Below are 13,300 nucleotides of genomic sequence, written 5' to 3'. Positions count from 1 at the left end.
GCCGCCCATGGTGCTTCCGCACGCACTGGCGAATTTCAACCGGCATGTCACCAATCCGACCGCGGGCCTGGTCGCGGGACGCGCGCCCGGGTTCGGCATCGTGCTGCACAAGGGCAGGAAGTCGGGCCGGTCCTACCGCACCCCGGTCATGGTCTTCGAGCAGGACGGCGCCTACCGGATCGCGCTGACGTATGGCCGGAATGTCGACTGGGTCAAGAACATCTGCGCGGCGGGTGGTTTCGCCCTGGAAACCCGCGGCCATGTGGTCGAGCTGACCGATCCGGTCGTGCGGCACGACCCCTCCGCGGTATGGGCGCCACTCGGCGTGCGGCAGATGCTGAAGACGATCTCGGCGGACTATTACGTCGAGTCCCGTCCGGCGGACTGATACGGAACGCGAGCCGTCCCGGCCGCTATGCGTCCGGGACCGATTCGCTGGTGCGGCTGAGCACCGATGGAGACAGCCCGAACGTCCGGCGGCAGGTGCGGGTGAGATCCGCGCCATCGGAGAAACCGGCCGCGTGCGCGGCGGCCGTGAGGTCGTCTCCGGCCAGCGCGCGGGTCCGCGCTATGTGCAGCCGCAGCCAGAGGATATAGCGGCGCAACGGAATTCCCATCTGCTCGGTGAACAGGTGGGACAGTCGGGGCGCGGGAATACCCAACTGTCGTGCGACATCCGCGCCCCGCACCGACCCGGTGCGCACCAGTGCGGGCAGCAGTTGCAGGGCCGCCGTGATCACCGCGTGCCGCTCGCTCGCGCCGGACGCGCCGTCCTGCGGCAGCAGATCGTCGACGACGGCGGTGACCTGCGCGGTCAGGTCTCCACCACCGGCGGTGATGCCGAGGGCGTCGGCGCTGTCGACCCAGCCGTTGAGGTGCGCTCTGCGATCCGCCGCCGCACCGGCGGCCGTCTCGGGGTCGAGGTAGACGGCCGTGCCGTGCGCGGCGCCTACGTCGATCCGGTGCGGCGCGTCGGTCGGCACGATGACGTGGGTGCCCTGCTTGCGGACGCCGCTACCGTCCACCACCACGATCGGCGTGCTCGCGGCGACGATCTGCACCGCGTGATGCGCGTGTAACTCCGTCGGACCGACCGATCCGGCGAAAGCCAGCACCCCCGGCCGGAGCAGCGCGACACCCGCTCGCGCCGGTTCGTCCGCCGCGCCGCCAGGCGCCATCGAGAAGCCGTTGGTGACCAGAGCCTTCATCATGGGATGCTCCCGGCTGAGACACTCGCGCTGAATCCTGGGATGAGCGTATCGGTTTCGCGCAGGCGGTATTCCCGATTCCTCCGATTGCCGCCGTTCGCCGGGGCACTGCGGTCCGAGCCGCCGCCCCGGCCCGCCGATCACCGCACGGCCGCGCCTACGACCGGATTCCGGCATCGATCATGAGTTCGCCACTCGATTGCTCGCAGCGAAAGACGCCGCTCAGCTCTCCGTCACCTCGACGCCGCGCCAGAACGCGACATAGTCCTTGATCTGCGCGGCCTTGGTCTTCGGCTCCGGGTAGAACCAGGCGGCGTCGGTGTTGCTGTCTCCGTCGACCACTACGGTGTAGTAGCTGGCGGTGCCCTTCCACGGGCAGTAGCTGTGCGTGTCGGAGGGCTGGAAGAACTCCGGTCGGATCGAGTCCGGCGGGAAGTAGTGATTGCCCTCGACGATGATGGTGTCATTGCTGGTCGCGAGGACGCGGCCGTGCCAAGTTGCCGTTGCCATCCTTCGATTCTGCCCCGATCCCACCGGTGGGCGGCGGCCGAGTATGTGCGGCCGGCCGCCTACATCACTCGGGACGCTCCGGCCGGTGTAGTTCGACCGCCAATGCCACCAGTTCGCTCAGGTGCTCGCCGTCGGATCCGGCCCGTCGCATCGCTTCGGCTACGGGAAAGGTGCGCACCTCGAGGATCTGCTCGGCGTCGTCGGGATTGGTCGGGGCGGATTCGAGCACCACGTCCGCGGTGCACCACAGCCACGCCTTGTGCGGATGGGGCTGCCACTCGCGATACGGTGCCGGACCGTTGCTCGTCGCATGGTGCGCGCCGAACCATCGGATCGGTCCGACCGGGCGTGCGCCCGCCTCCTCCCGCAGTTCGCGGCGCACGCAGGCGTCGATCGACTCGCCGCGTTCCCTGGTGCCGCCCGGAATCAGCCAGACGTCGCGATCGTCACGACAGAGCACGATCTCGTCGCCGACGAAACAGACGACGTGGATATTGGTGACCAGTTCGTCGGACGGGAGTGTGGTGGAGAACCGGACATCCAGGTCGCCCCACGCCCAGTGAGCCGGTGTGTGCAGCAAGGGGTAGCGGTCGGCAAGCGTCACAGCACGACGGTAGCGGCTGCCGCGCGCCGGGGCCGCCGGCCTTCGCGGCATGTGCGGGTACGACAAGCCCTGCGCCACAACGGAGCCGGTCGGCATGGGCACGCCCGTATCCCCGGCCCTGGGATACGGGCATCATGGCGTTTCAGCGTTCCCGCGCCAGCGTTCGGAAACTCACGTTCCAGAACCACTCCACCGGCCCGCGCTCGAAGCGTCGTAGCCACAGGTGCGCTCCGCAGGCGATGATCAGCGATACCAGCACGTAGACACCGACGGTGAACGGGACACGGTCATCGGGCGAGACGCGCGCCGCGAGTCCGAAACCCCAGCCGTAACAGAGGATCGATGCCACCAGGTTCTGCAGGATGTAGCAGCTGAGCGCGGTGCGGCCGATCTCGGTGAACCGACGCCCGGCGAACCCGGCGCCGGGACGCCGCAGGTACCACTCGGCGACCGCGGCCAGAATGCCCAGAGAGACGAACGGCGCGCTGCCGTACCGGGTGAACAGGATGAGGTCGCCACCGCCCAGTATGCCGACGCCCAGGTCGATAGGCGCGGCGACGCCGAAGCCGAGGATCATCAGCCGCTTGCGCAGTCGCGCGCCTTCCGGGCCGAACACGCCCACCCGGAACAGCCGGGCGCCGGTCAGGAACAGCGCGACCGACATCGCGAAGACGAAGATCGTCTCCATCCGGAACAGCCCGGCGTTGCCGAGCCGGAACGCCGCGAGCTCCCAGAACGAGCCGTCCGCATACGGATTCGGGTCCAGCGCACGACGCGCCTGCGCGTCCTGGCTCGGCGCGAACGCCAGAGCGAGCCCGATGAGCGTCAACAGCGACACGTGCACGGCCGCCGCGCCCACCAGCCAGCGCCGCCGCGCCCGCGCACCGGTGGCGAGCACGAACGCGACCACGAGTCCGGTCACCGCGTACCCCATGAGGACGTCGAACTCGGCGACGAAAACGAAGTTGACCAGACCGTCCAGGAACAGCAAGCCCGCCCGCCAGGGGTACTTCCCCGGCCAGCGGCGCCCGGCCTCGGTCGCGGAGCGTTGCTGGATGGCCAGGCCGATGCCGAACATGACGGTGAGCAGCCCGAGGAACTTGCCCTGCGCCAGCTGCTGGAGCACGCGCTCGGTCCACGTCCATCCGCCGGCCTCGCCACCCATGTCGTGCAGATACCCGACCAGCCCCTCCGGGTTGGTGATGATCCAGATGTTGGTGGCGAGGGTGCCGAGAATCGCGATCCCGCGTAGCACGTCCAACGCGACGAGCCGGGCGGGCGCGGGTGGTGGAGGCGACGGGCGATGCTGCTCGGCGGTCTCCAGGCGGCGGGCTGCGATCGATTCGGACATGTCCCGACTATCGCGCCGACCTGCGCCGCGAGGGGTCCTCCGGAAGTACCACCTGCGGTATGACATTGGACTCCGCCGGTCGCGGGGGGTCGGGCCGGGTGCGTGACTTAGGCTCGATGCCATGCAGCGCATCATCGGAATAGAGGTCGAATACGGCATCTCGACCCCGACCGAGCCGTCGGCCAACCCGATCCTCACCTCGACCCAGGCGGTCCTGGCCTACGCCGCGGCGGAGGGCGTGCCGCGCGCCAAGCGCACGCGCTGGGACTACGAGGTGGAGTCGCCGCTGCGCGACGCCCGCGGATTCGACCTGAGCCGGATGAACGGTCCCGCGCCGGTGATCGACGCCGACGAGGTGGGCGCCGCGAACATGATCCTCACCAACGGCGCCCGGCTCTACGTCGACCATGCCCACCCGGAATACTCCGCGCCCGAGGTCACCGACCCCCTGGACGCGGTGATCTGGGACAAGGCGGGCGAGCGGGTGATGGAGGCCGCCGCGCGGCACGCCTCGAGCGTGCCGGGGGCTCCGCGGCTGCAGCTGTACAAGAACAACGTCGACGGCAAGGGCGCCTCGTACGGCACCCACGAGAACTACTTGATGAGCCGGGACACCCCGTTCAACCAGATCATCGTCGGGCTCACGCCGTTCTTCGTGTCCCGCCAGGTGGTGTGCGGCTCCGGCCGGGTCGGCATCGGCCAGTCCGGCGACCACGCGGGCTTCCAGCTGTCCCAGCGTTCGGACTACATCGAGGTCGAGGTCGGCCTGGAGACCACGCTCAAACGGGGCATCATCAACACCCGCGACGAACCGCACGCCGATGCCGACAAATACCGCAGGCTGCACGTCATCATCGGTGACGCCAACCTGGCCGAGATGTCCACCTACCTCAAGGTCGGCACCACCGCCTTGGTCCTCGACCTGATCGAAGCGGGCGAGGACCTGTCGGATCTGCAGCTGGCCCGCCCGGTCACCGCGGTGCACACCATCAGTCACGACCCCACGCTGCGGGCGACGGTCGCGCTCGCCGACGGCCGCGAGCTGACCGGTCTCGCATTGCAGCGCGTCTACCTGGACCGGGTGATCAAGTTCGTCGACCGCACCGGCAACGACGACAAGCGCGTCCAGGACATCATCGAGAACTGGGCGATGGTCCTGGACCTGCTCGAACGCGATCCGATGGAGTGCGCGAACCTGCTCGACTGGCCGGCCAAGCTGCGCCTGCTCGAGGGCATGCGCAGCCGCGAGGGCCTCGGCTGGGCGGCCCCCAAGTTGCACCTTATGGATCTGCAGTACTCCGACGTGCGCCTGGACAAGGGGCTCTACAACCGCCTGGTCGCCCGCGGCTCGATGAAGCGGCTGGTCACCGAGCAGCAGGTCCTCGACGCCATGACCAACCCGCCCACCGACACCCGCGCCTACTTCCGCGGCGAATGCCTGCGCCGCTTCGGCGCCGACATCGCGGCGGCCAGCTGGGACTCGGTGATCTTCGACCTGGGCGGCGACTCCCTGGTCCGCATCCCCACCCTGGAACCCCGCCGCGGCACCAAGGCCCACGTCGGCAAACTCCTCGACGGCGTGACCACCGCCGCGGACCTGGTGGAGCAGCTGACGACATAGTCCACCTGCGCGAGACCAACACCGCCACACAAAATAGGCACACTGTCGGTGCTGGTAGGTAGTGTTGAGGGACGAGCACGGACAATGCTCATGATCGGGACCGTGCTCACCATGGGTCCCGATCATGGTGAGGACAGAGGAGGTCGGCTGCCATGGCACAAGAGCAGACCAAGCGCGCCGGGGGTGGCGACGAGGACGAGGGCCCCGACGGTGTAGACGCCGCCGGTCAGGAGCGCCGCGAAAAGCTGGCGGAGGAAACCGACGACCTGCTCGACGAGATCGATGACGTGCTCGAGGAGAACGCCGAGGACTTCGTCCGCGCGTACGTGCAGAAAGGTGGCCAGTGACAGTCGGTGACCCCTCGCGTCTCCACCTGGGGTACGCCCTTTCTTCCTTCTCCGACTATCTCCGCATGCATGCTCCGGATCTTTTGCCCAGCAACAGATTCGGACAGGGTGCCGCCGGAATCCCCGGCGGCACTTCCGCGAAGGAGATCGCTCCGCACGGCACCACCATCGTGGCGGTGAGTTATCGCGGCGGTGTGCTGATCGCCGGTGACCGCCGTGCCACCCAGGGGAACCTGCTGGCCAGCCGGGATATCGAGAAGGTCTACATCACCGACAGCTATTCCGCGGCGGGCATCGCAGGCACCGCGGGCATGGCGGTGGAGATGGTGCGGATCTTCGCGGTGGAGCTGGAGCACTACGAGAAGCTCGAGGGCGTGCCGCTGACCTTCGACGGCAAGGCCAACAAGCTGTCGAAGATGGTGCGGGAGAATCTGCCCGCGGCCCTGCAGGGTCTGGCGGTGGTGCCGATGCTGGTCGGCTACGACCTGGACGCCACCGATGCCGACAAGGCGGGCCGCATTGTTTCGTTCGATGTGGTGGGTGGACGCAGCGAGGAGCGATTCGGGTACGCTGCGGTCGGTTCCGGCTCGATGTTCGCGAAGTCCTCGCTGAAGAAGTTGTACGCCAAGGGAATCGATCAGGATCGCGCGTTGCGCATCGCTGTCGAGTCGCTGTTCGACGCGGCCGACGACGACACCGCGACGGGTGGCCCGGATCTGGTGCGCGGCATCTTCCCGACGGCGATCGTGATCGATGAGGAGGGTGCGGTCGAGGTGACCGAGTCGCGGCTGGCGGAGATCACCCGCGGCATCGTCGCCGACCGCGAGGCCGCCGAAGAAGGGAGCGCCTGATCATGACGTTGCCGTACTACGCGTCGGCCGAGCAGATCATGCGCGACAAGACCGAGCTCGCGCGCAAGGGCATCGCTCGGGGGCGCAGCGTCGTGGTCTTGACGTATGACAAGGGTGTGCTGTTCGTCGCGGAGAACCCGTCCGCGACGCTGCACAAGGTGAGTGAGCTCTACGACCGCATCGGGTTCGCCGCGGTCGGCAAGTACAACGAGTTCGAGAATCTGCGCAGGGGCGGCATCCTGCAGGCCGACATTCGCGGGTATCAGTACGACCGCCGCGATGTCACCGGCCGGGCGCTGGCCAATGCCTACGCGCAGACGCTCGGCACGATCTTCACCGATCAGCTCAAGCCGTACGAGGTGGAGATCTGTGTGGCGGAGGTGGGTTATCCGGAGCAGGCCGCGCAATCGGTGCTGTACCGGATCACCTTCGACGGGTCGATCGTGGACGAGCGCGAGTTCGTGGTGATGGGCGGCACCACGGAGCCGATCGTCACCGCGCTGAAGTCGTCGTATCAGCCGGGTCTGGACCTGGCCTCCGCGGTCGGCGTCGCGGTGCGCGCGTTGCAGGCGGGCGTTCCGGAAGGCGCGGAGAAGGAGAAGCGGGTGCTGGGCGTGAGCTCGCTCGAGGTCGCGACCTTGGAGCAGGCGCGTCCGCGCCGGGCGTTCCGGCGGGTGCCCAACGCCACGCTGGAGCGTCTGCTGAGTCCGGCGCAGGCGGCCGAGAAGCCCGCGGTGGAGGAGACCGGCTCCGAGCCGAAGGATGAGAAACCGTCGGCGAAGGAGACTCCGTCGGCGGAGTGATCCGCCGGGCCGACGACCTCGACGGCCCGCGAACGACGCTTGGTTCGCGGGCCGTATCGGCATGTCCGGGGCCGGGCCGAACTGTGCATCCTCCGGCGAAACCGGCGTTTCACCCGGGCAAATTCCGACAAAGCGGGCCAAATCGTTGTGAAGACGTATGCATACGGGTTGTTCGGTGCCCCACGCAAGACCTCGACTTGGCTGTAATGTCGATGGTGTGCAGCGACGAATTATGGGGATCGAGACCGAGTTCGGTGTGACATGCACCTTCCACGGTCACCGTCGACTGTCCCCCGACGAGGTGGCCCGGTATCTGTTCCGCCGGGTGGTGTCCTGGGGCCGTAGCTCGAACGTGTTCCTCCGCAACGGTGCCCGGCTCTACCTCGATGTCGGGTCGCATCCGGAGTACGCGACCGCGGAATGCGACAACCTGGCGCAATTGGTGACCCACGACCGTGCGGGCGAACGGGTCCTCGAAGAGTTGCTGATCGACGCCGAGCAGCGTCTGGCCGAAGAAGGCATCGGCGGCGACATCTACTTGTTCAAGAACAACACCGACTCGGCGGGCAACTCCTACGGCTGCCACGAGAACTTCCTGGTGGTGCGCGCGGGCGAGTTCTCCCGGATCTCCGACGTGCTGCTGCCGTTCCTGGTCACCCGTCAGCTGATCTGCGGCGCGGGCAAGGTGCTGCAGACGCCGAAGGCCGCCACCTTCTGCCTGTCGCAGCGCGCCGAGCACATCTGGGAGGGCGTCTCCTCGGCGACCACTCGCTCGCGGCCGATCATCAACACCCGCGACGAGCCGCACGCCGACGCGGAGAAGTACCGCCGCCTGCACGTGATCGTCGGCGACTCCAACATGTCCGAGACCACCACCATGCTCAAGGTCGGCACGGCCGCCTTGGTGCTGGAGATGATCGAGGCGGGTGTCTCGTTCCGCGACTTCGCGCTGGACAATCCGATCCGCGCGATCCGCGAGGTGAGCCACGACCTGACCGGTCGGCGCCCGGTGCGCCTGGCAGGCGGTCGGCAGGCCAGCGCCCTGGACATCCAGCGCGAGTACTACGCCCGCGCCGTGGAGCATCTGCGCAATCGGGACCGCGATCCCCAGATCGATCAGGTGGTCGACCTGTGGGGCCGCACCCTGGACGCGGTCGAGGCGCAGGACTTCGCGAAGGTCGACACCGAGATCGACTGGGTGATCAAGCGCAAGCTGTTCCAGCGCTACCAGGACCGGTACGGCATGGAGCTGTCCGATCCCAAGATCGCCCAGCTGGATCTGGCCTATCACGACATCAAGCGCGGACGCGGCGTCTTCGACCTGCTGCAGCGCAAGGGGCTGGCCAAACGGGTCACCGAGGACGAGGCCGTGGACGCCGCGGTCGACACCCCGCCGCAGACCACCAGGGCCAAGCTGCGCGGTGACTTCATCACCGCGGCCCAGGAGGCGGGCCGCGACTTCACCGTCGACTGGGTGCACCTGAAGCTGAACGACCAGGCGCAGCGCACCGTGCTGTGCAAGGACCCGTTCCGTTCGGTCGACGAGCGCGTAGATCGCCTGATCGCGTCGATGTAACTGCCGTGTTGGTTTTTCCAGCGCCTGCGGCGCTGGGTGTTCGCGGCCCCCTGGTGGCTCGCGAACGGAACAGGCTCGGTCTCGCTTCGCTCGAAAGACGTAGTTGGGGTGCGTTGGGCGCTTCGGTGAATGAAGTTTCGATCTGAACACTGCGGTCCTGGCAGCAGTTCGTTCGGTCGTGCCCATTGATATCGGGCGCGAGCGGTTGACCGTGTGGCTCGCGTTCGAGCGATGGTCTACCGCCTCGTCGCGGAGACGAGTCGGGCCTGCGGGCATGATCGAGGCATGATCATTGCCTTCTCCGTCACACCGCTCGGGACCGGCGTCGACGTCGGGCGCGCCGTCGCCGAGGCGGTCCGCGTGGTGCGCGCCAGCGGACTGCCCAATCGCACCGATGCCATGTTCACCACCATCGAGGGCGAATGGGACGAGGTGATGGCCGTCGTGAAACAGGCGACCGACGCCATCCTCGCCGTCGCTCCACGCTGCAGCTTGGTGTTGAAGGCCGACATCCGTCCCGGGGTGACGGATGCGATGACCGCCAAGGTGGAGAAGGTCGAGCGCTACTTGTCGGAAGACTGATGGTCCGCGCATTTCAACGACTGGCCGCGGCGGCTCAACGATTGTCGAGCCCTCAACGACTGTCGAGCCACCTAGCGGAACGCCGTTCGGTCTGCTGTTTCCATAACTTCGGCTACACCGACAAAGTCGTACCTGCGCGCGGCTCGCTCGTAACGGCGGATGCCGAGGTCAGTACGTTGCTCACCGACGCGCCCAGCGCACCTCGACCACAGGTTTCGAGCGAAGCCAGACCGAGCATGCGCCGTTCGCGGCCCGGCGCGCGCCTACGCGGCCGCCGCGTAGGCGACGAAGGCGCAAGCGGCGGTCGCGCAAACGTGAGCGATGAGAGGGCCGCGAACACGCCGCTACGAAGTAGCGGCCGAACCAACACAGCCCGGCTGCGCAGATTACCCTCTATCGGGTGGCGATATCCAAGGTCGAGCGGCTGATGAATCTGGTCATCGCGCTGCTGTCGACCCGGCAGTTCCTGACCGCCGAGCGGATCCGGGTGAGCGTGGCCGGATACGAGGACTCCGCCAGCGACGAGGCGTTCAGCCGGATGTTCGAGCGGGACAAGAACGAACTGCGTGATCTGGGGATTCCGCTGGAAGTCGGTCCGGTGAGCCGGTACTCGACGGTGGAGGGCTACCGGATCAACCGCGACGCCTACGAGCTACCCGACATCGATCTGAGCGATCAGGAGGCCGCCGCCGTCGCGGTGGCCGTGCAGATGTGGGAATCGCCGGAACTCGCCGCCGCGGCGGAGGGGGCGTTGCTCAAACTGCGCGCGGCGGGCATCCACGTGGAAACCGACGCCGCCGTGGCGTCCGTGCCCGCGGTTCCGGCCCGCGCTCGGGGCTCCGAACCCGTGCTCGGCAAACTCCTCGCCGCGATCGACGCGGGCCAGGCGGTGCGGTTCGAGCACCGCGGCGCGATCAACGCCCCCTATCTCATGCGCGACGTCGAACCGTGGGGCGTCGTCACCCATCACGGCCGCTGGTACCTGGTCGGGCACGACCGGGACCGGGACGCGGTGCGCAGTTTCCGGCTGTCCCGCATCGGCGACGATGTGACCGCGTATGGCCCGCGCAACGCCGTCCACAAGCCGGAGGGCGTCGACCTGCGCGCCATCGTCGACCAGGTCACCAGCACCGCGCCGGTCAGCGGCTCGGCGACGGTGTGGGTGGCCGAAGGGCGCGGGCGGGAGATCCGCAGGCTCGGCCAGGTGACCGGTGAGCGCGTCGTCGGCGGCCGTACGGGCGCCGTCGTCGAGCTTCCGGTGCGATCCCGCGATTGGCTGGCCCGGCTGATCACCGGCCTGGGCCCGGACGCCGTGGTACTCGCCCCCGAGTCGCTGCGTGCCGATGTCATCGCGCGGCTGCGTTCGGTGTTCGACCGCACGGAGGTGCGGGCATGAGCTCGCGGCTCTCGGTCCGGCTGTCCCGGCTGCTCAACATGATCCCGTACTTCATCGCCCACCCGGGCATCAGCGCGGCCGAGGCCGCCGCCGACCTGGGCGTGACCACCAAACAGTTGATGAGCGACCTCAATCAGCTGTGGATGTGTGGGCTTCCCGGGTACGGTCCTGGCGACCTGATCGACTTGTCGTTCTCCGAGGAGAGCATCGAAGTCACCTTCTCCGCAGGCATCGACCGTCCGTTGCGGTTGACCTCCACCGAGGCGACCGCGTTGCTGGTCGCGCTGCGCTCGATCGTCGACATGCCCGGCATGGTGGACCCGACGGCGGCCCACGCGGCCATCGCGAAGATCGAAGCGGCGATCGCGGGCGGCGCGGAACTCGCGGAGAACGGGCGGTCGCGAACCCCGCCGCCGGAGGCGCCCGCAGTGGCCGCCGTGCGGTCGGCGCTGGCGCTCGGCCGTGCGCTGCGGTTGGTGTACTACTCCGCCAGTCGCGACGTGGTGTCCGAACGCATCGTCGACCCGATCCGCATCGTCCTCGTGGACGACAACAGCTACCTGCAAGCGTGGTGCAGGCAGGCCGAGGGGGTGCGGCTGTTCCGCTTCGACCGGATCGAGGCCGCGACCGAGCTGGACGAACTCGCCCGGCCGCCCGTGCATGCCACCGACGCGACGGCGGGCCTGAACCTGTTCCAGGACGATCCCGCGGTCGCCTTGGCGCGCTTGCGGATTCACGCCGATTACGCTTGGGTGCTGGATCAGTACCCGATGCATCGGCTGGCGGTGCATCCCGACGGCAGCCTGGAGGCGACCATGCGGTTCGCCACGCTGGACTGGATGGCCCGCCTGCTGCTCGGTTTCGGGGCGGGTGTCACCGTCCTCGGCCCGCCGGAGCTGGTGGCGGCGGTGCGTGAGCGGTCGAACGCCGCGCTGGCCGCCTACGAGGAAGCCGGATACCTGGAGGCCAGATGAGGAAGGCAGAGGCCCTACCAGCATGAACAGTCGTGTGCTGGTGGTAGGCGCGGGCAGCATCGGCAACTTCGTCGGCGGCAAGCTCGGTGTAGCGGGCGCGGAGGTCACCCTGGTCGGCCGCAGGCGCGTGCTCGACGAACTCGGCGCGTCCGGGCTCCGACTCACCGACCTCGACGGCGGCGACGACGCGTTGCCGCCGGATCGATTCCACCGCGCCACCGAACCGGATGACGTCGGCTCGGCGGACCTGGTGCTGGTCACGGTGAAATCGGCGGCGACGGCGGAGGCGGTGCGCGACCTCGCGGGCAAGATCCGGCCGGGCACCGTCGTGCTCAGCCTGCAGAACGGCATCGGCAACGACTCGGTGATCCGGGAGATCCTGCCGCACTGCGTGGTCCTGGCCGGAATGGTGATGTTCAACGTCGTGCACCACCCCGTCGGGCGTTTCCATCGCGGCACCGAGGGCGGTCTCGCGGTACAGGACGATCCGGCTCTGGCGCCGTTCCTGGACGTATTCGAGCGAGCGGGGCTCGGCCTGCGCCGGTATCCCGACCTGCGGCCGGTGCAGTGGGCGAAGCTGCTGCTGAACCTGAACAACCCGGTCAACGCGCTGTCGGGGCGCCCGCTGCGGGAAGAACTCGCCGACCGGGACTACCGCCGTTGCCTCGCGCTCACCCAGCGCGAAGCGCTCGAGGTGATGAACAAGGCGCGAATTCGCCCCGCCCGGCTGACCCCACTGCCGCCCCGGGTGATGGCCGCGCTGCTGACCGTTCCCGACGGCCTCTTCCGGCGGGTAGCCGGGCAGGTGCTGGCCATCGATCCGATGGCGCGTTCGTCCATGGCGGACGACCTGGAGCTGGGCCGTACCACCGAAATATCCTGGCTGTGCGGGGAAATCGTCGAACTGGGCGCGATGGTCGGGATGCCGACGCCGGTGAATCAGCGGCTGATCGAATTGATCGTCGCGGCCGAGCAGGGCGGCAGGCGCGCGTGGACCGGACGGGAGCTGCTCGGCCAACTGCGGGCCGCAGCGGCGGGCGCCCCGCCCGAACGCAGGGCGAACGAGCGGTGACGGCGGCGTTCGCGCACGTCACCCTCCGGTAGCATCGAAACATCACAGTCTTGGGAGGTAGATCATGGGCAGTCTGAGCATCTGGCACTGGCTGATCATTGCGGTGGTCTTCGTGATGTTCTTCGGCGCGAAGCGGATGCCCGACGCGGCCCGCAGTTTGGGCCGATCGTTGCGCATCTTCAAGAGCGAGGTCAGTCAGATGCAGAACGAGAGCAACGCGCCAACCAGCGGCGCGCAGGCTCAGCAGCCCGCACCGCAGTTGCCCGCCGCGCAGCAGCCGACGCAGCAGGCGACCGAGCCCCGCACCGAGCAGAAATCGGTCTGAGCGGAGCCGCTCGCGCCGGAGTGAGGAAGAACTCACTCCGGACTCAGTGCTGTTGCCGAGCCGTGCGAGGCACGTGAACC

General features: G+C 68.3%; 15 protein-coding genes. 11 read left to right on the top strand and 4 right to left on the bottom strand.

The genetic code is table 11. The features are described 5' to 3' along the window. Positions 1-7 precede the first annotated feature (7 nt). Entirely contained in the window at positions 8-388 is a 381-nt protein-coding gene (locus ACL03I_RS09100) for a nitroreductase family deazaflavin-dependent oxidoreductase (protein WP_355077548.1), read from the top strand. Positions 389-413: 25 nt separating this feature from the next. Here ACL03I_RS09100 and ACL03I_RS09095 read toward each other — a convergent pair whose 3' ends face one another. From ACL03I_RS09095 to ACL03I_RS09080, 4 genes are all read right to left on the bottom strand, one after another. Beyond that, positions 414-1,211 carry an AraC family transcriptional regulator gene (locus ACL03I_RS09095; RefSeq protein WP_355077550.1) on the bottom strand — a complete coding sequence of 266 codons (798 nt, stop codon included), beginning with the start codon at positions 1,209-1,211 and terminating at the stop codon, positions 414-416. A gap of 219 nt (positions 1,212-1,430) precedes the next feature. Then, complete coding sequence (locus ACL03I_RS09090) at positions 1,431-1,718, bottom strand: DUF427 domain-containing protein (protein ID WP_355077552.1); 288 nt, start codon at positions 1,716-1,718, stop codon at positions 1,431-1,433. 64 nt (positions 1,719-1,782) lie between these two features. Further along, complete coding sequence (locus tag ACL03I_RS09085) at positions 1,783-2,322, bottom strand: NUDIX hydrolase (RefSeq protein ID WP_355077553.1); 540 nt, start codon at positions 2,320-2,322, stop codon at positions 1,783-1,785. Positions 2,323-2,464: 142 nt separating this feature from the next. Continuing rightward, positions 2,465-3,673 carry a DUF418 domain-containing protein gene (locus ACL03I_RS09080; RefSeq protein ID WP_412805650.1) on the bottom strand — a complete coding sequence of 403 codons (1,209 nt, stop codon included), beginning with the start codon at positions 3,671-3,673 and terminating at the stop codon, positions 2,465-2,467. A gap of 121 nt (positions 3,674-3,794) precedes the next feature. Here ACL03I_RS09080 and dop point away from each other — a divergent pair, with 121 nt between their 5' ends. The 10 genes from dop (at position 3,795) to tatA (ending at position 13,220) form a co-directional block, all read left to right on the top strand. Next, positions 3,795-5,294, top strand: a complete 1,500-nt coding sequence (gene dop / locus ACL03I_RS09075) for a depupylase/deamidase Dop (RefSeq protein ID WP_039798407.1) — start codon at positions 3,795-3,797, stop codon at positions 5,292-5,294. Between the two features lie 152 nt (positions 5,295-5,446). Beyond that, a complete protein-coding gene (locus ACL03I_RS09070; protein WP_014986166.1) occupies positions 5,447-5,641 on the top strand; it encodes a ubiquitin-like protein Pup in 195 nt (64 codons plus the stop codon). Further along, positions 5,638-6,492: a proteasome subunit beta gene (gene prcB, locus ACL03I_RS09065; protein ID WP_355077558.1), complete on the top strand. Its 855-nt coding sequence runs from the start codon at positions 5,638-5,640 to the stop codon at positions 6,490-6,492. Before ACL03I_RS09070 ends, prcB begins: the two co-directional genes overlap by 4 nt. Positions 6,493-6,494: 2 nt before the next feature. Continuing rightward, a complete protein-coding gene (prcA, locus tag ACL03I_RS09060; protein ID WP_355077559.1) occupies positions 6,495-7,295 on the top strand; it encodes a proteasome subunit alpha in 801 nt (266 codons plus the stop codon). A gap of 217 nt (positions 7,296-7,512) precedes the next feature. Continuing rightward, on the top strand, positions 7,513-8,871 hold the full coding sequence (gene pafA / locus ACL03I_RS09055) for a Pup--protein ligase (protein WP_174186519.1): 1,359 nt from the start codon (positions 7,513-7,515) through the stop codon (positions 8,869-8,871). A gap of 285 nt (positions 8,872-9,156) precedes the next feature. Further along, positions 9,157-9,453, top strand: a complete 297-nt coding sequence (locus tag ACL03I_RS09050) for an MTH1187 family thiamine-binding protein (RefSeq protein ID WP_412805649.1) — start codon at positions 9,157-9,159, stop codon at positions 9,451-9,453. Positions 9,454-9,853: 400 nt separating this feature from the next. After that, complete coding sequence (locus tag ACL03I_RS09045) at positions 9,854-10,849, top strand: helix-turn-helix transcriptional regulator (RefSeq protein WP_355077562.1); 996 nt, start codon at positions 9,854-9,856, stop codon at positions 10,847-10,849. Continuing rightward, positions 10,846-11,823, top strand: a complete 978-nt coding sequence (locus tag ACL03I_RS09040; protein ID WP_412805648.1) for a helix-turn-helix transcriptional regulator — start codon at positions 10,846-10,848, stop codon at positions 11,821-11,823. Before ACL03I_RS09045 ends, ACL03I_RS09040 begins: the two co-directional genes overlap by 4 nt. Positions 11,824-11,845: 22 nt before the next feature. Next, a complete protein-coding gene (locus ACL03I_RS09035) occupies positions 11,846-12,895 on the top strand; it encodes a 2-dehydropantoate 2-reductase (protein WP_355077565.1) in 1,050 nt (349 codons plus the stop codon). Positions 12,896-12,959: 64 nt separating this feature from the next. Next, positions 12,960-13,220, top strand: a complete 261-nt coding sequence (gene tatA, locus ACL03I_RS09030) for a Sec-independent protein translocase subunit TatA (RefSeq protein WP_355077567.1) — start codon at positions 12,960-12,962, stop codon at positions 13,218-13,220. Positions 13,221-13,300: the final 80 nt, after the last annotated feature.

It is taken from the genome of Nocardia sichangensis, from assembly GCF_047200615.1.
Taxonomy (GTDB): domain Bacteria; phylum Actinomycetota; class Actinomycetes; order Mycobacteriales; family Mycobacteriaceae; genus Nocardia; species Nocardia sichangensis.
Note: the sequence above shows the minus strand (reverse complement) of the source record. Positions and strands in the feature narration are given on the sequence as shown.